16 protein-coding genes and 1 tRNA gene are annotated in these 15,879 nt (G+C 65.6%); 2 read left to right on the top strand and 15 right to left on the bottom strand.

All coding sequences use genetic code 11. The annotated features are described in order from the left end of the window. Position 1: 1 nt before the first annotated feature. The 9 genes from ABE487_RS02390 to ABE487_RS02350 form a co-directional block, all read right to left on the bottom strand. Complete coding sequence (locus ABE487_RS02390) at positions 2–1,243, bottom strand: ABC transporter ATP-binding protein (RefSeq protein WP_346452858.1); 1,242 nt, start codon at positions 1,241–1,243, stop codon at positions 2–4. Then, positions 1,240–2,034: an ABC transporter permease gene (locus ABE487_RS02385; RefSeq protein ID WP_346450794.1), complete on the bottom strand. Its 795-nt coding sequence runs from the start codon at positions 2,032–2,034 to the stop codon at positions 1,240–1,242. The genes ABE487_RS02390 and ABE487_RS02385 overlap by 4 nt, the downstream gene beginning before the upstream one ends. Then, complete coding sequence (locus ABE487_RS02380; RefSeq protein ID WP_346450792.1) at positions 2,031–5,219, bottom strand: glycosyltransferase; 3,189 nt, start codon at positions 5,217–5,219, stop codon at positions 2,031–2,033. Before ABE487_RS02380 ends, ABE487_RS02385 begins: the two co-directional genes overlap by 4 nt. Next, a complete protein-coding gene (locus ABE487_RS02375; RefSeq protein WP_346450791.1) occupies positions 5,219–5,536 on the bottom strand; it encodes a hypothetical protein in 318 nt (105 codons plus the stop codon). Before ABE487_RS02375 ends, ABE487_RS02380 begins: the two co-directional genes overlap by 1 nt. A 59-nt stretch (positions 5,537–5,595) precedes the next feature. Further along, entirely contained in the window at positions 5,596–6,777 is a 1,182-nt protein-coding gene (locus ABE487_RS02370) for a cystathionine gamma-synthase (protein ID WP_346450789.1), read from the bottom strand. 174 nt (positions 6,778–6,951) lie between these two features. Continuing rightward, positions 6,952–8,328 carry a pyridoxal-phosphate dependent enzyme gene (locus ABE487_RS02365; protein ID WP_346450787.1) on the bottom strand — a complete coding sequence of 459 codons (1,377 nt, stop codon included), beginning with the start codon at positions 8,326–8,328 and terminating at the stop codon, positions 6,952–6,954. Between the two features lie 128 nt (positions 8,329–8,456). Continuing rightward, a complete protein-coding gene (locus ABE487_RS02360; protein ID WP_047137910.1) occupies positions 8,457–8,678 on the bottom strand; it encodes a YdcH family protein in 222 nt (73 codons plus the stop codon). Between the two features lie 473 nt (positions 8,679–9,151). Next, positions 9,152–9,727, bottom strand: a complete 576-nt coding sequence (locus ABE487_RS02355; RefSeq protein WP_346450785.1) for a hypothetical protein — start codon at positions 9,725–9,727, stop codon at positions 9,152–9,154. A gap of 2 nt (positions 9,728–9,729) precedes the next feature. Beyond that, complete coding sequence (locus tag ABE487_RS02350; protein ID WP_346450784.1) at positions 9,730–10,257, bottom strand: DUF4398 domain-containing protein; 528 nt, start codon at positions 10,255–10,257, stop codon at positions 9,730–9,732. Here ABE487_RS02350 and ABE487_RS02345 point away from each other — a divergent pair. Continuing rightward, positions 10,205–11,317 (top strand): PilT/PilU family type 4a pilus ATPase, encoded by a 1,113-nt coding sequence (locus tag ABE487_RS02345; protein ID WP_346447397.1) that lies wholly within the window; start codon positions 10,205–10,207, stop codon positions 11,315–11,317. The two genes, ABE487_RS02350 and ABE487_RS02345, sit on opposite strands and share 53 nt — an antisense overlap. 10 nt (positions 11,318–11,327) lie before the next feature. On the opposite strand, the gene maiA is transcribed toward ABE487_RS02345, so the two are convergent. The 6 genes from maiA to rplM form a co-directional block, all read right to left on the bottom strand. After that, complete coding sequence (maiA, locus tag ABE487_RS02340; protein ID WP_346450783.1) at positions 11,328–11,987, bottom strand: maleylacetoacetate isomerase; 660 nt, start codon at positions 11,985–11,987, stop codon at positions 11,328–11,330. Then, positions 11,984–12,988 carry a fumarylacetoacetate hydrolase family protein gene (locus ABE487_RS02335; RefSeq protein ID WP_346441705.1) on the bottom strand — a complete coding sequence of 335 codons (1,005 nt, stop codon included), beginning with the start codon at positions 12,986–12,988 and terminating at the stop codon, positions 11,984–11,986. The genes maiA and ABE487_RS02335 overlap by 4 nt, the downstream gene beginning before the upstream one ends. Before the next feature lie 58 nt (positions 12,989–13,046). After that, the gene (locus tag ABE487_RS02330; protein ID WP_346450781.1) at positions 13,047–13,781 is read right to left on the bottom strand and encodes a 2OG-Fe dioxygenase family protein; all 735 of its coding nucleotides are present in this window, start codon (positions 13,779–13,781) and stop codon (positions 13,047–13,049) included. A gap of 104 nt (positions 13,782–13,885) precedes the next feature. Beyond that, a tRNA-Gln gene (locus ABE487_RS02325) sits at positions 13,886–13,960 on the bottom strand. Between the two features lie 90 nt (positions 13,961–14,050). Beyond that, positions 14,051–14,443 carry a 30S ribosomal protein S9 gene (rpsI, locus tag ABE487_RS02320; protein WP_346441707.1) on the bottom strand — a complete coding sequence of 131 codons (393 nt, stop codon included), beginning with the start codon at positions 14,441–14,443 and terminating at the stop codon, positions 14,051–14,053. A 3-nt stretch (positions 14,444–14,446) separates the two neighbouring features. Beyond that, positions 14,447–14,875, bottom strand: a complete 429-nt coding sequence (gene rplM / locus ABE487_RS02315) for a 50S ribosomal protein L13 (protein WP_183427677.1) — start codon at positions 14,873–14,875, stop codon at positions 14,447–14,449. Positions 14,876–15,079: 204 nt separating this feature from the next. On the opposite strand from rplM, the gene coq7 reads away from it, so the two are divergent. After that, positions 15,080–15,727, top strand: coding sequence for a 2-polyprenyl-3-methyl-6-methoxy-1,4-benzoquinone monooxygenase (gene coq7 / locus ABE487_RS02310; protein ID WP_346441708.1), 648 nt, complete (start codon positions 15,080–15,082; stop codon positions 15,725–15,727). The last annotated feature ends 152 nt before the right edge of the window (positions 15,728–15,879 follow it).

Raw genomic sequence — 15,879 nt, 5'->3', positions numbered from 1 at the left:
GCTAGACTTCAAGGTTCCGTTGCACCTCGAATGAGGCATCGAACCAGTTTGTGCCGATGAACAGTGCGCGCCCGACATTCATCACTTCGAACACGAGCAGGTTGTCGGTCCACTCGAAATTGTCGACAAGATGCGTCTCGGTGCTCACTAAGGCAGGCGACACCGAGTAAGAACCAGGCCCAAGACGACACAGGAAATCCAGAGTGAACCTGATCCTTTCCCCGGCCTTCACGCCCGTCTGGACCTGGCCGGTGTGCCAAGTATTGCTGCCCCAAATGATGTTGCCCTGCTTGTCTCGCACGATGAAGCCCAGAACAAGGCTATCCACTGCGTCGCGCGCCTCGGCATCCAGGACCAACCGCAGCGCCTGTCCCACGGTGGCGACGCCGACCTCCTGTCCTGTCGCTGCGTCCTCGAGCCTCAGCCCTCGGCTGTACACCTGACCGCTCCCACTGCGCGTCATCACCCAGCCCCCGCTTTCGCGACGCTGCTCGACCGACAACTGCTCATTCTCTTTACGGGCAATCAGTGCGTTGTAGTAGTCGATGACCTCGTTGGGCGCCCCGTCGCGCAGCACGCGCCCCTTGTCGAGCAAGATGACCCTGTCGCACAGGGCCTTGACATCACCAGGGCTATGCGACACCAGCATGATCGACGTTCCCTGCTCACGGAAGCGGCGCATCCGGTCGAAACTTTTGTGCTGGAAGTAGCTGTCGCCTACGGCGAGCGCTTCGTCGACGATCAGCAGATCCGGAGTGAATGCAGTGGCGACCGCGAATGCAACACGTACCTGCATCCCACTCGAGTACGTCCGGACGGGCTGATCAAAATACTCACCGACTTCCGCGAAACTCTCGATCTCCGACATAACGCTGGCGATCTGGTCTTGCGTATACCCCATCAGTCCTGCCGAGTGAAAAGCGTTCTGACGCCCTGTCAAATCCGGGGTAAAGCCCATTCCCAACTCGAGAATTGCCGCGACACGCCCTGTACGCTGCACGCGCCCCTCGGTGGGCTGCGCGGTACCAGTGATCAACTTCAGGAGCGTGCTCTTGCCCGCACCATTCTGGCCAATGACGCCGACGGCCTCACCGGGCGCGATGCGAAACGAGACGTCGCGCAACACCCAGGTCTCCTCCCGAGGACGAGCCGGGAGGCCAAACCACCGAGCCGCTCGCAGCCACTCGCTACCCCACACACGATACGCTTTCCCGACACCTTCGACACGCAGTTCGCCGCTCATAGCGCGTCAACCAGTTCAGGGCTTGCACGACGAAAGACGAGCAACGCAGTCGCGCTCAAGGCCAATGTCGCGATCACCATCCAGACTAGGTCCGCCCATATGGGCGGCTTGTTGAATATCAGCACGTTCTGGTAGCTGGTGACGAGCGAGAACAGCGGATTGAGTCTGAAAACCCGCTGCACAGCCTCGGGCAGGATATCGATATGGTAGACGATGGGCGTGAGCCAGAAGAGCGCTTGCAGGACGACTGGAACGACCTGACCGATATCACGCATGAAGACGTTAAGCACACCCAGCAACAGGCCGATCGACATTGCGAATGTCAGCGTGAGCAGCATCAATGCCGGCAGCCAGAATGCCTGCGCGTCCGGAAAATGCCCCAACGCAGCGAAGACAATAAAGATGGAAACCAACAACAGAACGTTGTTGACCAACATGGTGCCGCCCGCGATGAAGGGCAGGCAAATACGAGGAAACGCCATCTTCTTCATCAGATTCCCGCTCTCGACGAACAAGGTGACGCACTTCCCTATCGTTTCGGCGAACATGCTCCAGCAGAGAATGCCGGCCATCAGGTAGAGCGCATAGGCATATTTATTGTCGATGCCCGGAAGCTTTGCCGAGAGGACCTCCGACAGGATCATGGCGAAGATCAGCACTTGCAGCAACGGATGGATCACCATCCACAGCGCACCGAGCTTGCTACGCACGAAGCGGATTTTCAGTTCATTTCTGATTGAAGAGAAGATGAAGTATCTGTAGGCCCACAAGGCTCGCAGCATGTCGTTCATTGAATTGACCTAGTCGCAGCGGACGTTGCCCGCTGCCGGGTGAAGGAAGCGGCGCCTACGTCATGGGCGCCCGCAGAGCGTTCATGAGCCGATGAAGACACGGCTTCCGGCCATGCGCGCCAGGACAGCGCGCGGAGCATGTTCCACAGGCGAGACACATCGAGGGGGTCGGGCGCATCGAACGAAGGTCCGAAGCTGTCCCAGGGCAAGATCGTAGCCGCGCCTACCAACCCATGGCGCTGCAGGACGTTCAGACCTTCGACATCAGGGACCAGAATGCGATCGCAGCCCCCCATTGCCGCCAGCAACGAAACCGGCCAATCACTGAGCTCGTCAGGGTCATCCAGCACCAGCACTGTCTTGTGCGATGCATGCATTAGCCGTACCAACAAATGCTCAAGTTGCGAGGGAGCAAATGCGTCCCTCTGATGATGAATGAGCACCATGGCTTGTGGCGAGCGATCCAGCATCGCCGACAGCGCATCGGTAGAGTGAACATCGCATTGCACTGCCCGCGTCGACGCCTCATTGTCGAGTGCCCCGTCCCTCGTCCGAACTTCTGACAAGACGGTCGTCCGGCACGGCAGTCCATCGATCACCGCGCGCGCGCGCGCGGACATCGGCCACCGTGGATCCAGCGATCCTATCCACAGAAGCTCCGGGATCGATGCAGGCATCGGGTGATTGGCAACGTCGCGCGCGAACGTCAAAAGGCGTTGAGCGACCTTCCGCCATGTGAAGTCGCGACGGAGGAGGCTTTTTCCGTGCGCAACGCGCCGTGAACGTTCTTCCGGCGGCATTCGCCTAAGTTCCTGCAGGAGCGAGCACAGGTGCGCCCTGGAGGGCTCGGCCCAGACCGAGTTGGACAATGCAAACATCGTGCCCGCCGGTTCGAAGCGGTAGTCGATGAGCCATGAGGTTTCGGGCGTGCAGAAGTCGCACTGACCGCCCCACCCAGTGGTGATCACTGCCAGATTCGACAGCATGGCCTCCGCCATAGGAAGCCCGAAGCCTTCGGCTCGGCTCGGCGCGACCATGACGTGGCACTGCGCATACAGACGCTTCAGCGACACGCTGTCCAGATCCTGCTCGATGACCACGACATGCGGAAATCCAGGATCGGAAGCCCGCAGCTCTTGCAGCAGTCGCTGTACGTCCTGCTGCGGGTTGGCGAACGTCTTGATGACCAGCGTCACGTCGTCAGCATCGGTGAACGCGTCGCCGTAGGCGCGGAGCAATACGTCGACGCCCTTGCGTGGCAGGCAGGACGAGACGTGGAGAAACCGGAATGCACGCGCCTCCAGGAGAAACGTCCCATCATCGGGCACGCGATCCCAGTGATCCACACCTGCGCCGCATATCGAGATCGGCAGGCCTACGCCATTGTCTACGAGGACTTTGCTGACGTGGGTCGACAGGCTGCTGACGCCCTGCAGGAACTCGTTGAAACCATCGACCCAGGCAGCCGGGATCTCGGATTCTTCCCACGCGTAGGCATGCAGCAGGTTGAAGCGCGACTCCATATCCGAAACACGGGGCGGATACAGCAGACGACTGCTGATGTCCGAATCGCGTGGTCCCAGTCGCGTTGACTCCGCGTGCAATCGTGCGATATCGGGGTCAGCCCGGAGAAAAGCCGCATCAGGAACCGTGTCTCCTGCACCGTCCGTTGAATGCAGCGCAACGCGCACCCCCAGATCGTGCAACGCACGTGCAATTTCGCGATTCACCAATGCCAGACTGTAACTGCTGTCAAACGGCCCTTCCACTCGCCAGGACAGCGACTCTGATAGCCTATCGGCACGCCGATGGACCTCCCGAACGACATCTTCGTTCGCTGCGATGGCAGCCGCTGCGTCGATCATGTCCTGGTCACTGACCAGACAGCCCGGACGTCGTGCATCCGCGATCTCGCGGATGAGCCGAGTGCGACCATCCTCCTGACCAGCGAGCTCCTCAGCCCAACGCCTTGGAGACCTGGAGGTCGGGACAGCACTCTCGAACGCATCGAGTGCACGCGATGCGCACGACGTCCAGGAGAATTCCCGCGCTCTTCTTAAACCATGCGCGCGCAGTTCCTGCGCGAACGCGGGCTCAGCAAGGACACGCTCGATCGCCGACGCGATCGCGGCTGCATCCGTAGGGTCGAACAAAGCATCGCGTCGCCCGATCACTTCAGGCACGCTGCTGCTATCGGAGCCGATTACGGGCGCACCGCACGCCATCGCCTCCAGTGCGGGCAATCCGAAGCCCTCCTGAAGCGACGGAAACACGAACAGGTCCGCTGCGCTGTAAAGCTCGACGAGTGCAGGATCGGGCACATGTCCGGCCACCACCAATCGATCGGGCGGCAGTCCCAGACGGCGTGCGACCAGAGTCAAGCGATCACGCTCCATCTGACTCAAGCGGCCGCTGACAACTATCTGATAACCCGCTCGCGTCGCGTCGGGCAACATCGCGTATGCGCAAAGGAGCCTTTCGAGGTTCTTGCGGGGCTCCATCGCTCCGCTGTACATCAGATATCCGCCGACGATCCCATATGTCTGCGCGAGTTTGGCACGGAGCTCGTCGTTCACGCTCACCGGCCTGAATTCGTCGGCAGCGGCGGAGGAGATATTGACGATCCGTTCTGCGGGAATGGACAGGCGTTGGACCGCATCTTCTTTGACATGGTCGGAGATGGCCAGCAGCACATCCGCCCGCTGCAGCGATGCAATCTTGTCTCGGTACCAGCTTGCCAGCCAGTCGGCACCGAGATAACTGGGCTCGTGCAGAGGAATCAAGTCGTAAAGCGTCGCGGCGGAGAAAAGCGACCCAGTTCGTCCGATCGACGTCACTGCCCGATCCTGCGAGCCTTCCACGAGGCTGGAGATGTGGACAACATCTGGCCTCAATGCCCGGATGAATGCCTCGCGCGCATGCTCCGAAGCAATCCGTCGCCACGCGTTCTCCGGGTCCTGCCAATGGGTGGGGGGGATTGAATGAAACGCCAGAATCCGCTCCGGCGGCAGAAGGTCGGCGAGTGCGTCGAGCTCTGGAGGCGCCATGCCCGCATTGGTGACCACCCAGAACTCGTGCTCTCGGGGGTGCCGCAGCATCGCTTCGAGCAAGGCAAGCGAGTACCGCCCGATACCTCGATGCCGGCTCGCGGTCTGTGCTCCCTGCAAATCCACGACGATGCGCATTATTCGTCTCGCTGGCCGAGCATCGCGCTGCGCAGTTCGGCATGGATTTCCGCGCCGCGTACCGAGAGCCGGCCCTGCCTCGCGAGACCGGAATGCCCCAGATGACGGGAAATCGGCCGATCGCCCATATCCTGCGCCAGGCCAGCGCGTACGCCAAATCGCTTGGCCGCCATCAACAAACCGGGGGCAAACTTGAGCAGGTGCATGACCGGCTTCTTCAAGCCGGGACGCAGAAGTACATAACGCATGCCAGCAATCAACAAGACGCGCAATCCGACGCGACGTGATCTTTCCGGGTCAGCCACAGCCTTACTCATGAAATAGAGTTCTCGGTGTCCATGCGAACGCCTCATCCGACAGGTGGCCAACTGATGATTCAGCTTGTCAGTGCGCGCGCAAGGTCGGCCCTGAGATCCTCCACCCCCTCCACCCCAACACTCAACCGCACCAGGTCATCGTGGATCCCCAGCTGCGCGCGCCGCGCCGGCGGCACAGAGGCGTGGGTCATCACCGCCGGATGGTTGACCAGGCTCTCCACGCCACCGAGCGATTCGGCGAGGGTGAACAGTTCGGTGCGTTCGCAGAAGCGCTTGGCCGCCTCGTAGCCACCCTTGATACGGACCGAGACGATGCCGCCGAAACCGTCCATCTGGCGCTTCGCTAGCGCGTGCTGCGGGTGCGAGGCGAGACCGGGGTAGATCACCTGCTCGACGGCGGGATGTGCGTTGAGGAACTCGGCCAGCGCCTGGGCGTTCTCGCAATGGGCGCGCATGCGCAGGTGCAGGGTCTTGAGGCCGCGCAGGGCCAGGAAGCTGTCGAAAGGCCCCTGGACGGCGCCGGCGGAGTTCTGCAGGAATGCGATCTGCTCGGCCAAGTCGGCGTCGTCGCCGACGACGAGGATGCCGCCGACCATGTCCGAGTGGCCGTTGAGGTACTTGGTGGCCGAATGCATGACGATGTCGGCCCCCTGTTCGAGGGGGCGCTGGACGATCGGCGAGGCGAAGGTGTTGTCGACGACGACCCGCAGGCCGCGGCGGTGCGCCCGCTCGGCGATCGCCTGGATGTCGACGATCTTGAGCAGCGGGTTGGTCGGCGTTTCGATCCAGACGAGCTTGGTCCTGTCGGTCACCGCGGCGTCGAATGCGTCGGGGTCGGTCAGGTCGACATAGCTGAACGTCAGGCCGGCGCTGCGCGTGCGCACACGCTCGAACAGGCGGTAGGTGCCACCGTACAGGTCGTCCATCGCGATGACATGGTCGCCGCTGTCGAGCAGTTCCAGCAGCGTCGCGGTGGCGGCCATGCCCGAAGCGAAGGCGAAGCCGCGGCTGCCGCCTTCCAGGCCCGCCACGCAGCGCTCGTAGGCGAAGCGGGTCGGGTTGTGCGTGCGCGAGTACTCGAAGCCCTGGTGTTCGCCCGGGCTCGACTGGGCGTAGGTCGATGTCGCGTAGATCGGCGGCATGACCGCCCCGGTGCTCGGGTCGGGCGACTGGCCGGCGTGGATCGCCTTGGTGCCGAGTGCCCACTGCGCCGGATCGGCCGCGTTGCGGTCATCGGTCATGGAAGAAGGTCCTGTTCGACTGGCCGGCGATTCTAGCATCGGGCCTCGCGCGCCCCACGGCGCGACGGCGCGCACCGAGGTCCGTGCGCACGCCGTTCAGCTAGGGTGGCGCCGGAGGCGCTGCAAGCGAGGGCGAGTCGGGCCGGGATCAGCCCGACAGCCCCAGCAGGCCGCCTACTGCACCCGCCGCCGCAGGTAGTTCAGCAGGTCGATCCGGGTGATCAGGCCAAGGAAGCGCTCGCCCTCGGTGACGATCGCGACCTGGCCGCGGTCGAATACCGGCAACAGGGCTTCGACGGGCGATTTGACGTCGAGGAAGTCGAGCTTGCTGACCATCGCGGTCGAGACGGGATCACGGAAGCGGCTTTCGTCGCCGTAGACATGCAGCAGCACGTCGCTCTCGTCGAGGATGCCGACGATCCGGTCGCCCTCCATGACCGGCAGCTGCGAAATCTCGTAGAGCTTCATGCGCTGATAGGCGGTGACCAGCAGGTCGCCGGGGGCCAGCACGACGGTGTCGCGGCGCGAGTACGGGCGCAGGATCAGGTCGCGCAGGTCGCCGTGCTGCTCGCGTTCGATGAAGCCGTTGTCGAGCATCCAGTAGTCGTTGTAGAGCTTGCTCAGGTACTTGTTGCCGGTGTCGCAGACGAACACCAGCACCTTCTTGGGGCTCGTCTGGGCGCGGCAGTACTTGAGCGCGGCAGCGAGCAGCGTGCCGGTGGAGGAGCCCCCGAGGATGCCCTCGGCCTGCAACAGTTCGCGCGCCGCCAGGAAGCTCTCGCGGTCGCTGATCGCATAGGCCTGCCGCACGCGCGAGAAGTCGGAGATGCTCGGCAGGAAGTCCTCGCCGATGCCCTCGACCATCCAACTGCCGGACTTGTCGCTGAGCGTGCCGTCGTTGATGTACTCGGCCAGGATCGAGCCGACCGGGTCGGCAAGCACCAGTTCGACGTCGGGCGCGTGCGCGGCAAAGCAGCGCGACAGGCCGGTCATCGTGCCCGAACTGCCGCAGCCGAAGACGATGGCGTCCAGACCGCCGACCTCGGCCATCTGGCGCAGGATCTCGGGGCCGGTGCCGTGTTCGTGTGCGGCCGGGTTGTCGGGGTTGCCGAACTGGTTGATGAAGTAGGCGCCAGGGGTCTCGGCGGCGATGCGCGCGGCGAGGTCCTGGTAGTACTCCGGATGGCCCTTGGCCACGTCCGAGCGGGTCAGCACGACCTCGGCGCCCATTGCCTTGAGGTTGAAGATCTTCTCGCGGCTCATCTTGTCGGGCACGACCAGGATCAGCTTGTAGCCCTTCTGCTGGGCTACCAGCGCCAGGCCGATGCCGGTGTTGCCGGCGGTGCCTTCGACCAGGGTGGCGCCGGGCGCGATGTCGCCACGCTGCTCGGCCGCCTCGATCATGCTCAGGCCGATCCGGTCCTTGATCGAGCCGCCGGGGTTCTGGTTCTCGAGCTTGAAGTAGAGCTCGCAGACGCCGGCGTCGAGGCGGCGCGCCTTGACGATCGGAGTCTCGGCAATCAGATCGAGGACGGAGGAGGCGATCGGCATGGGGTCCGGTCCACAGCAGGCGGGCCTCCGATTATCGCTTATCGCCAGGGCGCCGGTCGCGGCACCCGGCATTCGCGGGCGATGGCGGCCGACGAGGATGACCGCCACCGCCCGCGACTGACGTGAACCTAGTGCTTCTGCATTGCGTCGTACATCGACGCCAGGCGGTCCTTCGCGGCAAGCTTCTCGCGCTTCATCTGCGACAGCGTGGCTTCGTCCACCGGCAACACGCCCAACTCGGCGTTGAGCACCTTCTTGTCCAACTCCTTGTGCCGGTAGTAGAGCTGTCGGAACTCGACATTGCCCTTCATGATTTCTTCGAGTTCCACCTGCGAGTGCGCTTCGAACATGAAATCCTCCTGACACGAATGCGAACGCCCCGGCCGGCGACGGCAGGGGCGCTGCGGGGACGGCCTCCAGGGATGGCGCGAACGATCCGCTCGGGCATGCGGCGCCGCGCTTGGGGCGGGCATCGGGAACCTCGTGGGAAATCGTCTCGGTCATCGGCCTGGTTCGTTGACCGGATGGCGAAAGAGGAGACCACCCGGTGCAATCGACCCTACTCCGGGGTCGCAACGGCGGCAAGGCCCCGAAGGCACGCTGCCGAAGACGGCGCCGCCAGATGTGTTAAGCGCGGCACTCGGGAGCCCGCGCGCATCGCGCCATGACGCGGCCGGCGAGTGAAGACAACGCCAAGTAGTTGATTCCACTTGGATTCATCGATGTGATGCGCCGCCTTTCGCCCACGCACCATGGCGCGGCCGGGGCGACGGCAAGGGGCAGCATGCGCGCCGGACCGTCCGAGACCGCCCGGCGGGGCGGCTCAGGGCTCGAGGCTCTTGAGCAGTTCGGCTTCGCGCCGCTTGAGTTCGGCTTCACGCTGGCGCGCGGCGCGCAGCTTGGCGGCCTCGCCGCTTGCGACGCCCTGCAACACAGTCTCGGCCTGCTGACGCGCGGCCAGCTCCTCCTCGGCCGCCAGACGCAGGCGTGCGGCCTCCTCGGCCTGGATCTGTGCCTGGATGCGCAGGCGCTCGGCCTCCTGGCGCGCCCGCACAGCGTCCTGCTGGCTGGCTTCGACCAGCAACTGGGCGCGCTCGCGCTCGAGCTCCCCCAGCTCCCGTCGGGCGACCTCGGTCTGCGCGGCGACTTCGGCCGTTTCCACTCGCCATTGCGCAATCTGCAGCGCGGACGCGCGCTGGCTGCTCCGCGCCGTGGCGAGTGCGGCCAGGGCCTGGCGCGCCTGCAGACGCTCGTAGGCGGCCGCACCGGCGGTGCCGGCGTCGGCATCGATGGCCTGCAGCCGCTGCTGGAGCGCGGCTTCATCAGTGCCAGTGCCCGACTGGGCCCAGGCCATGGACACGACCATGGTCAGGGCGAGCGTCAGAATCGACAGGCGCATGCTCAGCCCTCCCCCTGCAGCCGCTGGCGCAAATTGGTGATCTCGGCGCGTCGCTGCGCCAACTCGGCCTCGGTAACCGCCTGGCGCGCGCGGGCATGGGCCAGGTCGGCGAGCGCGGAGGCCGACAGCGCCAGCGTGCGCGCTTCAGCGTCGCGGCCGTTGCCGGCCGCCGCCTGCGCCTGTTCGAGCGCGCGACGCGCCTGGTCGATCTGCATCGGTGCGTACTGGTCGGCGTCGGCGTCGCCGGCGCGGGCGACCGACAGCCGCGCGGCCGCGAGATCCTCGGTCGGGGGCGGCGCGCTGGCACAGCCTGCGAGCGACAGGGCACAGGCGAGCACCGCCGCGCCCAGCAGCGGCCGGATGTATGCGAAGCTTGTCTTCATCGAAGCATCGTGCCCGAAAATCGTCATGACGGGCATTGTCGTCAGCAAGCCGGGGCTGCGCAATGCGCCCCGGCCGCCCGTGGGGAATTCATACATGGACATCGGCCCGTTTCTGAAGCTGATGACGGAAAAAAGCGCGTCGGACATGTTCCTGAGCACCGGCGCGCCGATCCACATCAAGATCGAAGGCCGGTTGCAGCCGCTCGAGGGCACACATCTGGCGCCCGGGGTCGTCCGCCAGATCGCCTACTCGATGATGGACGAGCAGCAGATCCGGCGCTTCGAGCGCGATCTGGAAATGAACATGGCCTACTCGCTGCCCGAGGTCGGCCGCTTCCGGGTCAACGTGTTCCGCCAGCGTGGCGAGGCCGGCATGGTCGTGCGCGCGATCAGCAGCAGGATTCCCGACATCGCGCAGCTGCAGCTGCCGCAGGTGCTCAAGGACGTGATCACCGCCCCGCGTGGGCTGGTGCTGATCGTGGGCTCGACCGGCTCGGGCAAGTCGACGACGCTGGCGTCGATGATCGATCACCGCAACACCTGTTCGGCCGGCCACATCCTCACGATCGAGGACCCGATCGAGTACCTGCACAAGCACAAGCGCTCGCTGGTCAACCAACGCGAGGTCGGGATCGACACCCAGACCTTCCACAATGCGTTGAAGAACGCGATGCGCGAAGCGCCCGACGTGATCCTGATCGGCGAGATCCTCGACGCGACCACGATGGAGGCGGCGATCGCGTTCGCCGAGACCGGGCATCTGTGCCTGGCCACCCTGCACTCCAACAACGCCGACCAGACGATCGAACGCATCCTCAACTTCTTCCCCGAGGCCGCGCACAAGAACGTGCTGATGAACCTGTCGTTGAATCTGCGTGCGGTGATCTCCCAACGCCTGGTCGAGGGCGTGGACGGCCGTCGGCTGCCGGCGACCGAGGTGCTGCTCAATACGCCGACGATCCGCGACCTGCTGCGCCGTGGTCATGTCCACGAGGTCAAGCAGGCGATGGAGGAATCGCTCGAAGAAGGCATGGAGACCTTCGACCAGTGCCTGTACCGGCTCTACAAGAGCGGGCGCATCGAGCGGGAGACCGCGCTGCGCGCGGCCGACTCGCGCGACGGCCTGGACCTGAAATTCCGGCTCTCCGAAGGTGCGACCGACGCCCACGACCCATACGCGGACGTGTTCGCCCCGCAGTCGCTGTAGTGCGCGGCCTCTAGGCGGCGTCGGGCTGGGCTTCGGGCCGGGCCGCGGTGAATGCCGGCATCGCCAGGCAGGCCGATTCGATCGCGAGGATGTGCGGATACGGCGCAAGATCGATGCCGAAGCGGCGAGCGTTGTAGAGCTGCGGGACCAGTGCGCAATCGGCGAGCCCGGGCGCATCGCCGACGCAGAACCTGCCCGCTTCGGGTGCCTCGCCGAGCAGGGTCTCGAACGCCGAGAGCCCGTCAGCGACCCAGCGCTCGATCCAGCGCGTGCGCGCTACCGGATCGATGCCCCACTCGCGCTCCAGGAACTGCAACACGCGCAGATTGCCGAGGGGATGGATGTCGCAGGCCACCAGTTGCGCCAGCGCACGCGCGCGATGGCGCGCGACCGGATCGGCCGGCAGCAACGGCAACGACGGGAAGACCTCGTCGAGGTACTCGATGATCGCCAGCGACTGGGTCAGCATCCGCTCGCCATGCCGCAACACCGGCACAAGACGCTGGGGATTGCGCGCCGCATGCGCGGGTGCGCGTTGCTCGCCGCCGTCACGCAGCAGATGCACCGGCTCCGATGCGAATGCCAGTGCTTTGAGATGCAGCGCAATGCGCACGCGGTACGCAGCGCTCGAACGCCAATAGCCGTACAGCGTCAGCGCGGCGTCGGTCACGCGTCAGCGTCCGGGTCGGGCACGTAGCGCTCGACCACCTGCTCGATCGCACCGAAGATGCTCGCCCCCGACGCATCGAGCATCTCGATGCGCACCGTGTCGCCGAACGACAGGAACGGCGTCTTCGGCGCGCCATGCTCGAGGGTTTCCACGACGCGACGCTCGGCGAAGCACGAGGCCCCCTTGCCGGTGTCGGCGTTGGCGATGGTGCCCGAACCGACGATCGTGCCCGCGGTCAGCGGCCGCGTCCTGGCGGCGTGGGCCACTAGGTGCGCAAAGTCGAACTGCATGTCCACGCCCGCCTCCGGCGCCCCGAACCATTCGCCGTTGACGTGGGTCACCAGCGGCAGGTGCAGCTTGTGGTCGCGCCAGGCGTCGCCCAGTTCGTCCGGCGTTACGAACACCGGGCTCAGCGCCGACCTCGGCTTGGACTGCAGGAAGCCGAAGCCTTTGCCGAGTTCGCCCGGGATCAGGTTGCGCAGGCTGACGTCGTTGACCAGGCCGACGAGCTGGATATGGCCGGCCGCCTGCGCCGGCGTCGCGGCCATCGGCACATCGTCGGTGACCACGACGATCTCCGCTTCCAGGTCGATGCCGTAGTCCTCGCTGGCCACCTTGACCGTGTCGCGCGGGCCGTAGAACCCGGCGCTGGTCGCCTGGTACATCAGCGGATCGGTATAGAAGCTCTCGGGCACCTCGGCGCCGCGCGCGCGCCGTACCCGCTCGACGTGCGGCAGGTAGGCGCTGCCGTCGACGAACTCGTAGGCGCGCGGCAGCGGTGCGGCGAGTCGGCCGACATCCAGGTCGAAGACGCCGTCGGCATCGCCGGCATTGAGCGATTCGTAGAGCGCATTGAGCCGGGGCGCCGCGTTCGACCAGTCGTCGAGCGCCTGCTGCAGCGTGGCCGCCACGCCAGTCGCGCGCACGGCCGTGGCCAGGTCGCGCGAGACGACGATCAGGGTGCCGTCGCGGCCGCCCTCCTTCAGTGAACCCAGCTTCATGGCAACTCCGGTTGGCGTCGGCTATTCGTTGCGATTGTAACCAAGTGCCGGCCCGCGATCAGTCCTCGCCCTGGAACGCGCCGCTGCGATAGGTGAGCACCAAGGTATCGCGATGGCCTGCGTCGTCGATCGGCTGGATCGGCGTCGATTCGTGGATGACGCGGTGGTCGTCGAGCAGCAACACCGACCAGGGCCGGGTCAGCGTGAAGCGCTGACCTCGGGGGCCGTCAGCATCGAAGACACGGGTTTCGCCGCCCTTGATGCCCTCGCGCGCGACGAGCAGCACAGCGACGAAATCCACACCGTCGCGATGCGCGCCTTCCGGTGTCGGCCGTCCAATGCCGTCGGTGGTGTCGATGCGGAACTGGTGCGCCTCCACGTACCAGGGCTGATGCGCGCGCACCTGCCCGAACACCGCCCCCAGCCCGGCGATCAGCGAGGCCCAGGCCGGTGCCGCAGCCGTCGTCGCGCAGACCGGCTCGAACCAGCGGTGCATGCCGCCGTGCAACGCGTTGTAATCCTCCGACTGCCAGTGCGCGCGCCGCGCCGCCGGGACGAGTTGGTCGCCGTGCTGCACGTAGCAGGCATGGCGGCGCCGGCGATAGCGCCCGCCATCGCGCAGATACCCGTCGGGTGGCAATCCATCCCAGTCCGGTCGCAACGCCTGGAGATCGGCGACCGCGACATCGCACAGCGCCGACAGCGCGTCGGGCGCCAGCACCGCGAAACCGTGGATCTTGAGATCGGCGACCGCACTTGCGGCGTCGGACAGCGGAGGAAGAGGGCTGGACATCGGCAGATTCTAGGGCGTGGGACCTGCCTGCGGGCGAGACACGCTTGATGGCGGCACGAATCTCGACGCAAAAAAAGCCCGCCTTGCGGCGGGCTTTTCGTAGATGGCAGCCCCGGATGGATTCGAACCACCGAATGCCTGAGTCAGAGTCAGGTGCCTTACCGCTTGGCGACGGGGCTATGACGCTATTGTACCGCTGAAACCGCAAAAAATCGCAAGTCCCAGCGATGCCGGATCCACGCATCGCGCGTGGATCCGAACCAGCGCGATCAGCGCTTGGAGAACTGCGTGGCGCGGCGTGCCTTGTGCAGACCGACCTTCTTGCGCTCGACTTCGCGCGCGTCGCGGGTCATGAACCCGGCCCTGCGCAGCTCGGTCTTCAAGGTCTCGTCGTACTCGACCAGCGCGCGCGCGATGCCCAGGCGGATCGCACCGGCCTGACCGGTGGTGCCGCCGCCGGTCGCGGTGACGACGACGTCGAAGGTCTCGGTGTTCTGGGTCAGCTCGAGCGGCTGACGCACGATCATGCGCGCAGTCTCGCGGCCGAAGAACTCGTCGAGCGGACGGTCGTTGACGGTGATCTTGCCGCTGCCCTTGCGCAGGAACACGCGGGCGACAGAGGACTTGCGACGGCCGGTGCCGTAATTCTGGGTGATAGCCATGACTTAGAGTTCCAGGGGCTGCGGCTGCTGGGCGGCGTGCGGATGCTCGGCACCCTTGTACACCTTGAGCTTGCGGTACATGGCACGGCCGAGCGTGTTCTTCGGCAGCATGCCCTTGACGGCGATCTCGATCACGCGTTCGGGGTGGCGCTCGAGCGCCTGGCCCAGCGATTCGGTCTTGAGGTTGCCGATGTAGCCCGTGAAACGGTGATAGAGCTTGTCGGTCATCTTCTTGCCGGTCACCGCGATCTTCTCGGCGTTGATCACGACGATATAGTCGCCGGTATCGACGTGCGGGGTGTAGACGGGCTTGTGCTTGCCGCGCAGGCGGTGGGCGATTTCCGCGCTCAGGCGGCCCAGCGTCTTGCCGGTGGCGTCGACGAGATACCAGTCGCGCTGGACGGTCTCGGACTTGGCGGTGAAAGTCTTCATGACGGGTTGGTACTCGGTCGGTGACTGGTCGGGCTGATTGCGCCGGTGGCCGGCGGAACTTCGCCTCGCGTTGTGTACGGTGCAGCAAAGAGGCGGGATGATAGCGCGGCCGGTCACCGCGCGCAACCAAGCGCGTGGGCCGCGCTGGCATCGTCTGTCCGCACCGCCGACAATGAGCCGCCCCCGGACACCTGGAGCCCCGCGATGTCATCGTCCCGAACAAGGTTCGGCCCGCTCGACCAGGTCCTGGTCGAGACCCAGCGCGCGCTGGAGACGGTCTTCGGCAACCCGCCCGCCGCCCGGCCCAATCCGGCCGCCGGCACCCCTGACGTCGTGCTCGACCCGCACGAGCGCCGCCACGCGGCCGGGCTGATGCGCATCAACCATGTCGGTGAAGTCTGCGCCCAGGGCCTGTACTTTGGGCAGGCCGCGGTCGCGCGGGAGCCCGACACCCGCCACCATCTGCTCGAGGCCGCCCAGGAAGAGACCGATCACCTGGCCTGGTGCGCGCAGCGCCTGCACGAACTCGACAGCCGACCGAGCATGTTCAACCCGCTGTGGTACGGCAGCAGCTACGCGCTGGGCGTGCTCGCGGGGTTGCGCGGCGATGGCTGGAACCTCGGCTTCGTGGTCGAGACCGAACGCCAGGTCGAGGCGCATCTGGACGAGCACCTCGAAACGTTGCCGCCGGCCGACGCGCGCAGCCGCGACATCCTGCGCCAGATGAAGGAGGACGAAGCCCGGCACGCCGACCAGGCCGAATTGGCCGGTGCCCGCGTACTGCCCTGGCCGATCCCCTCGCTGATGTCGGCCGCCTCGTCGGTGATGAAAACGGTGGCGTACCGGCTGTAGCGTCAGCGCTGCGACGCGACGCGTGACCCGCGTTGCGCTGCGACGCGGCAGTCCGCAACGCGCAGGTCTGGGGCGAATCCGATCGCCGCGCCCTCCAGACGGAAACGGCCCCGCATCATGCGAGGCCGCTGCTTCGAATCACGCGTTGCCGA

The organism is Luteimonas sp. TWI596, from assembly GCF_039674105.1.
Lineage (GTDB): Bacteria > Pseudomonadota > Gammaproteobacteria > Xanthomonadales > Xanthomonadaceae > Luteimonas.
This window is presented reverse-complemented; position numbering and strand designations above follow the sequence as displayed.

What these genes read in the sequence shown, in the direction of transcription:
- ABE487_RS02360 (WP_047137910.1), bottom strand. Translation starts at nt 8,678, where the DNA reads ATGTTCGAAGCGCACTCGCAGGTGGAACTCGAAGAAATCATGAAGGGC.
- ABE487_RS02330 (WP_346450781.1), bottom strand. Translation starts at nt 13,781, where the DNA reads ATGTCCAGCCCTCTTCCTCCGCTGTCCGACGCCGCAAGTGCGGTCGCC.
- ABE487_RS02380 (WP_346450792.1), bottom strand. Translation starts at nt 5,219, where the DNA reads ATGCGCATCGTCGTGGATTTGCAGGGAGCACAGACCGCGAGCCGGCAT.
- coq7 (WP_346441708.1), top strand. Translation starts at nt 15,080, where the DNA reads ATGTCATCGTCCCGAACAAGGTTCGGCCCGCTCGACCAGGTCCTGGTC.
- ABE487_RS02390 (WP_346452858.1), bottom strand. Translation starts at nt 1,243, where the DNA reads ATGAGCGGCGAACTGCGTGTCGAAGGTGTCGGGAAAGCGTATCGTGTG.
- ABE487_RS02335 (WP_346441705.1), bottom strand. Translation starts at nt 12,988, where the DNA reads ATGAAGCTGGGTTCACTGAAGGAGGGCGGCCGCGACGGCACCCTGATC.
- ABE487_RS02350 (WP_346450784.1), bottom strand. Translation starts at nt 10,257, where the DNA reads ATGTCCGACGCGCTTTTTTCCGTCATCAGCTTCAGAAACGGGCCGATG.
- ABE487_RS02375 (WP_346450791.1), bottom strand. Translation starts at nt 5,536, where the DNA reads ATGAGTAAGGCTGTGGCTGACCCGGAAAGATCACGTCGCGTCGGATTG.
- ABE487_RS02370 (WP_346450789.1), bottom strand. Translation starts at nt 6,777, where the DNA reads ATGACCGATGACCGCAACGCGGCCGATCCGGCGCAGTGGGCACTCGGC.
- ABE487_RS02355 (WP_346450785.1), bottom strand. Translation starts at nt 9,727, where the DNA reads ATGCGCCTGTCGATTCTGACGCTCGCCCTGACCATGGTCGTGTCCATG.
- ABE487_RS02365 (WP_346450787.1), bottom strand. Translation starts at nt 8,328, where the DNA reads ATGCCGATCGCCTCCTCCGTCCTCGATCTGATTGCCGAGACTCCGATC.
- rpsI (WP_346441707.1), bottom strand. Translation starts at nt 14,443, where the DNA reads ATGGCTATCACCCAGAATTACGGCACCGGCCGTCGCAAGTCCTCTGTC.
- ABE487_RS02385 (WP_346450794.1), bottom strand. Translation starts at nt 2,034, where the DNA reads ATGAACGACATGCTGCGAGCCTTGTGGGCCTACAGATACTTCATCTTC.
- ABE487_RS02345 (WP_346447397.1), top strand. Translation starts at nt 10,205, where the DNA reads ATGGACATCGGCCCGTTTCTGAAGCTGATGACGGAAAAAAGCGCGTCG.
- rplM (WP_183427677.1), bottom strand. Translation starts at nt 14,875, where the DNA reads ATGAAGACTTTCACCGCCAAGTCCGAGACCGTCCAGCGCGACTGGTAT.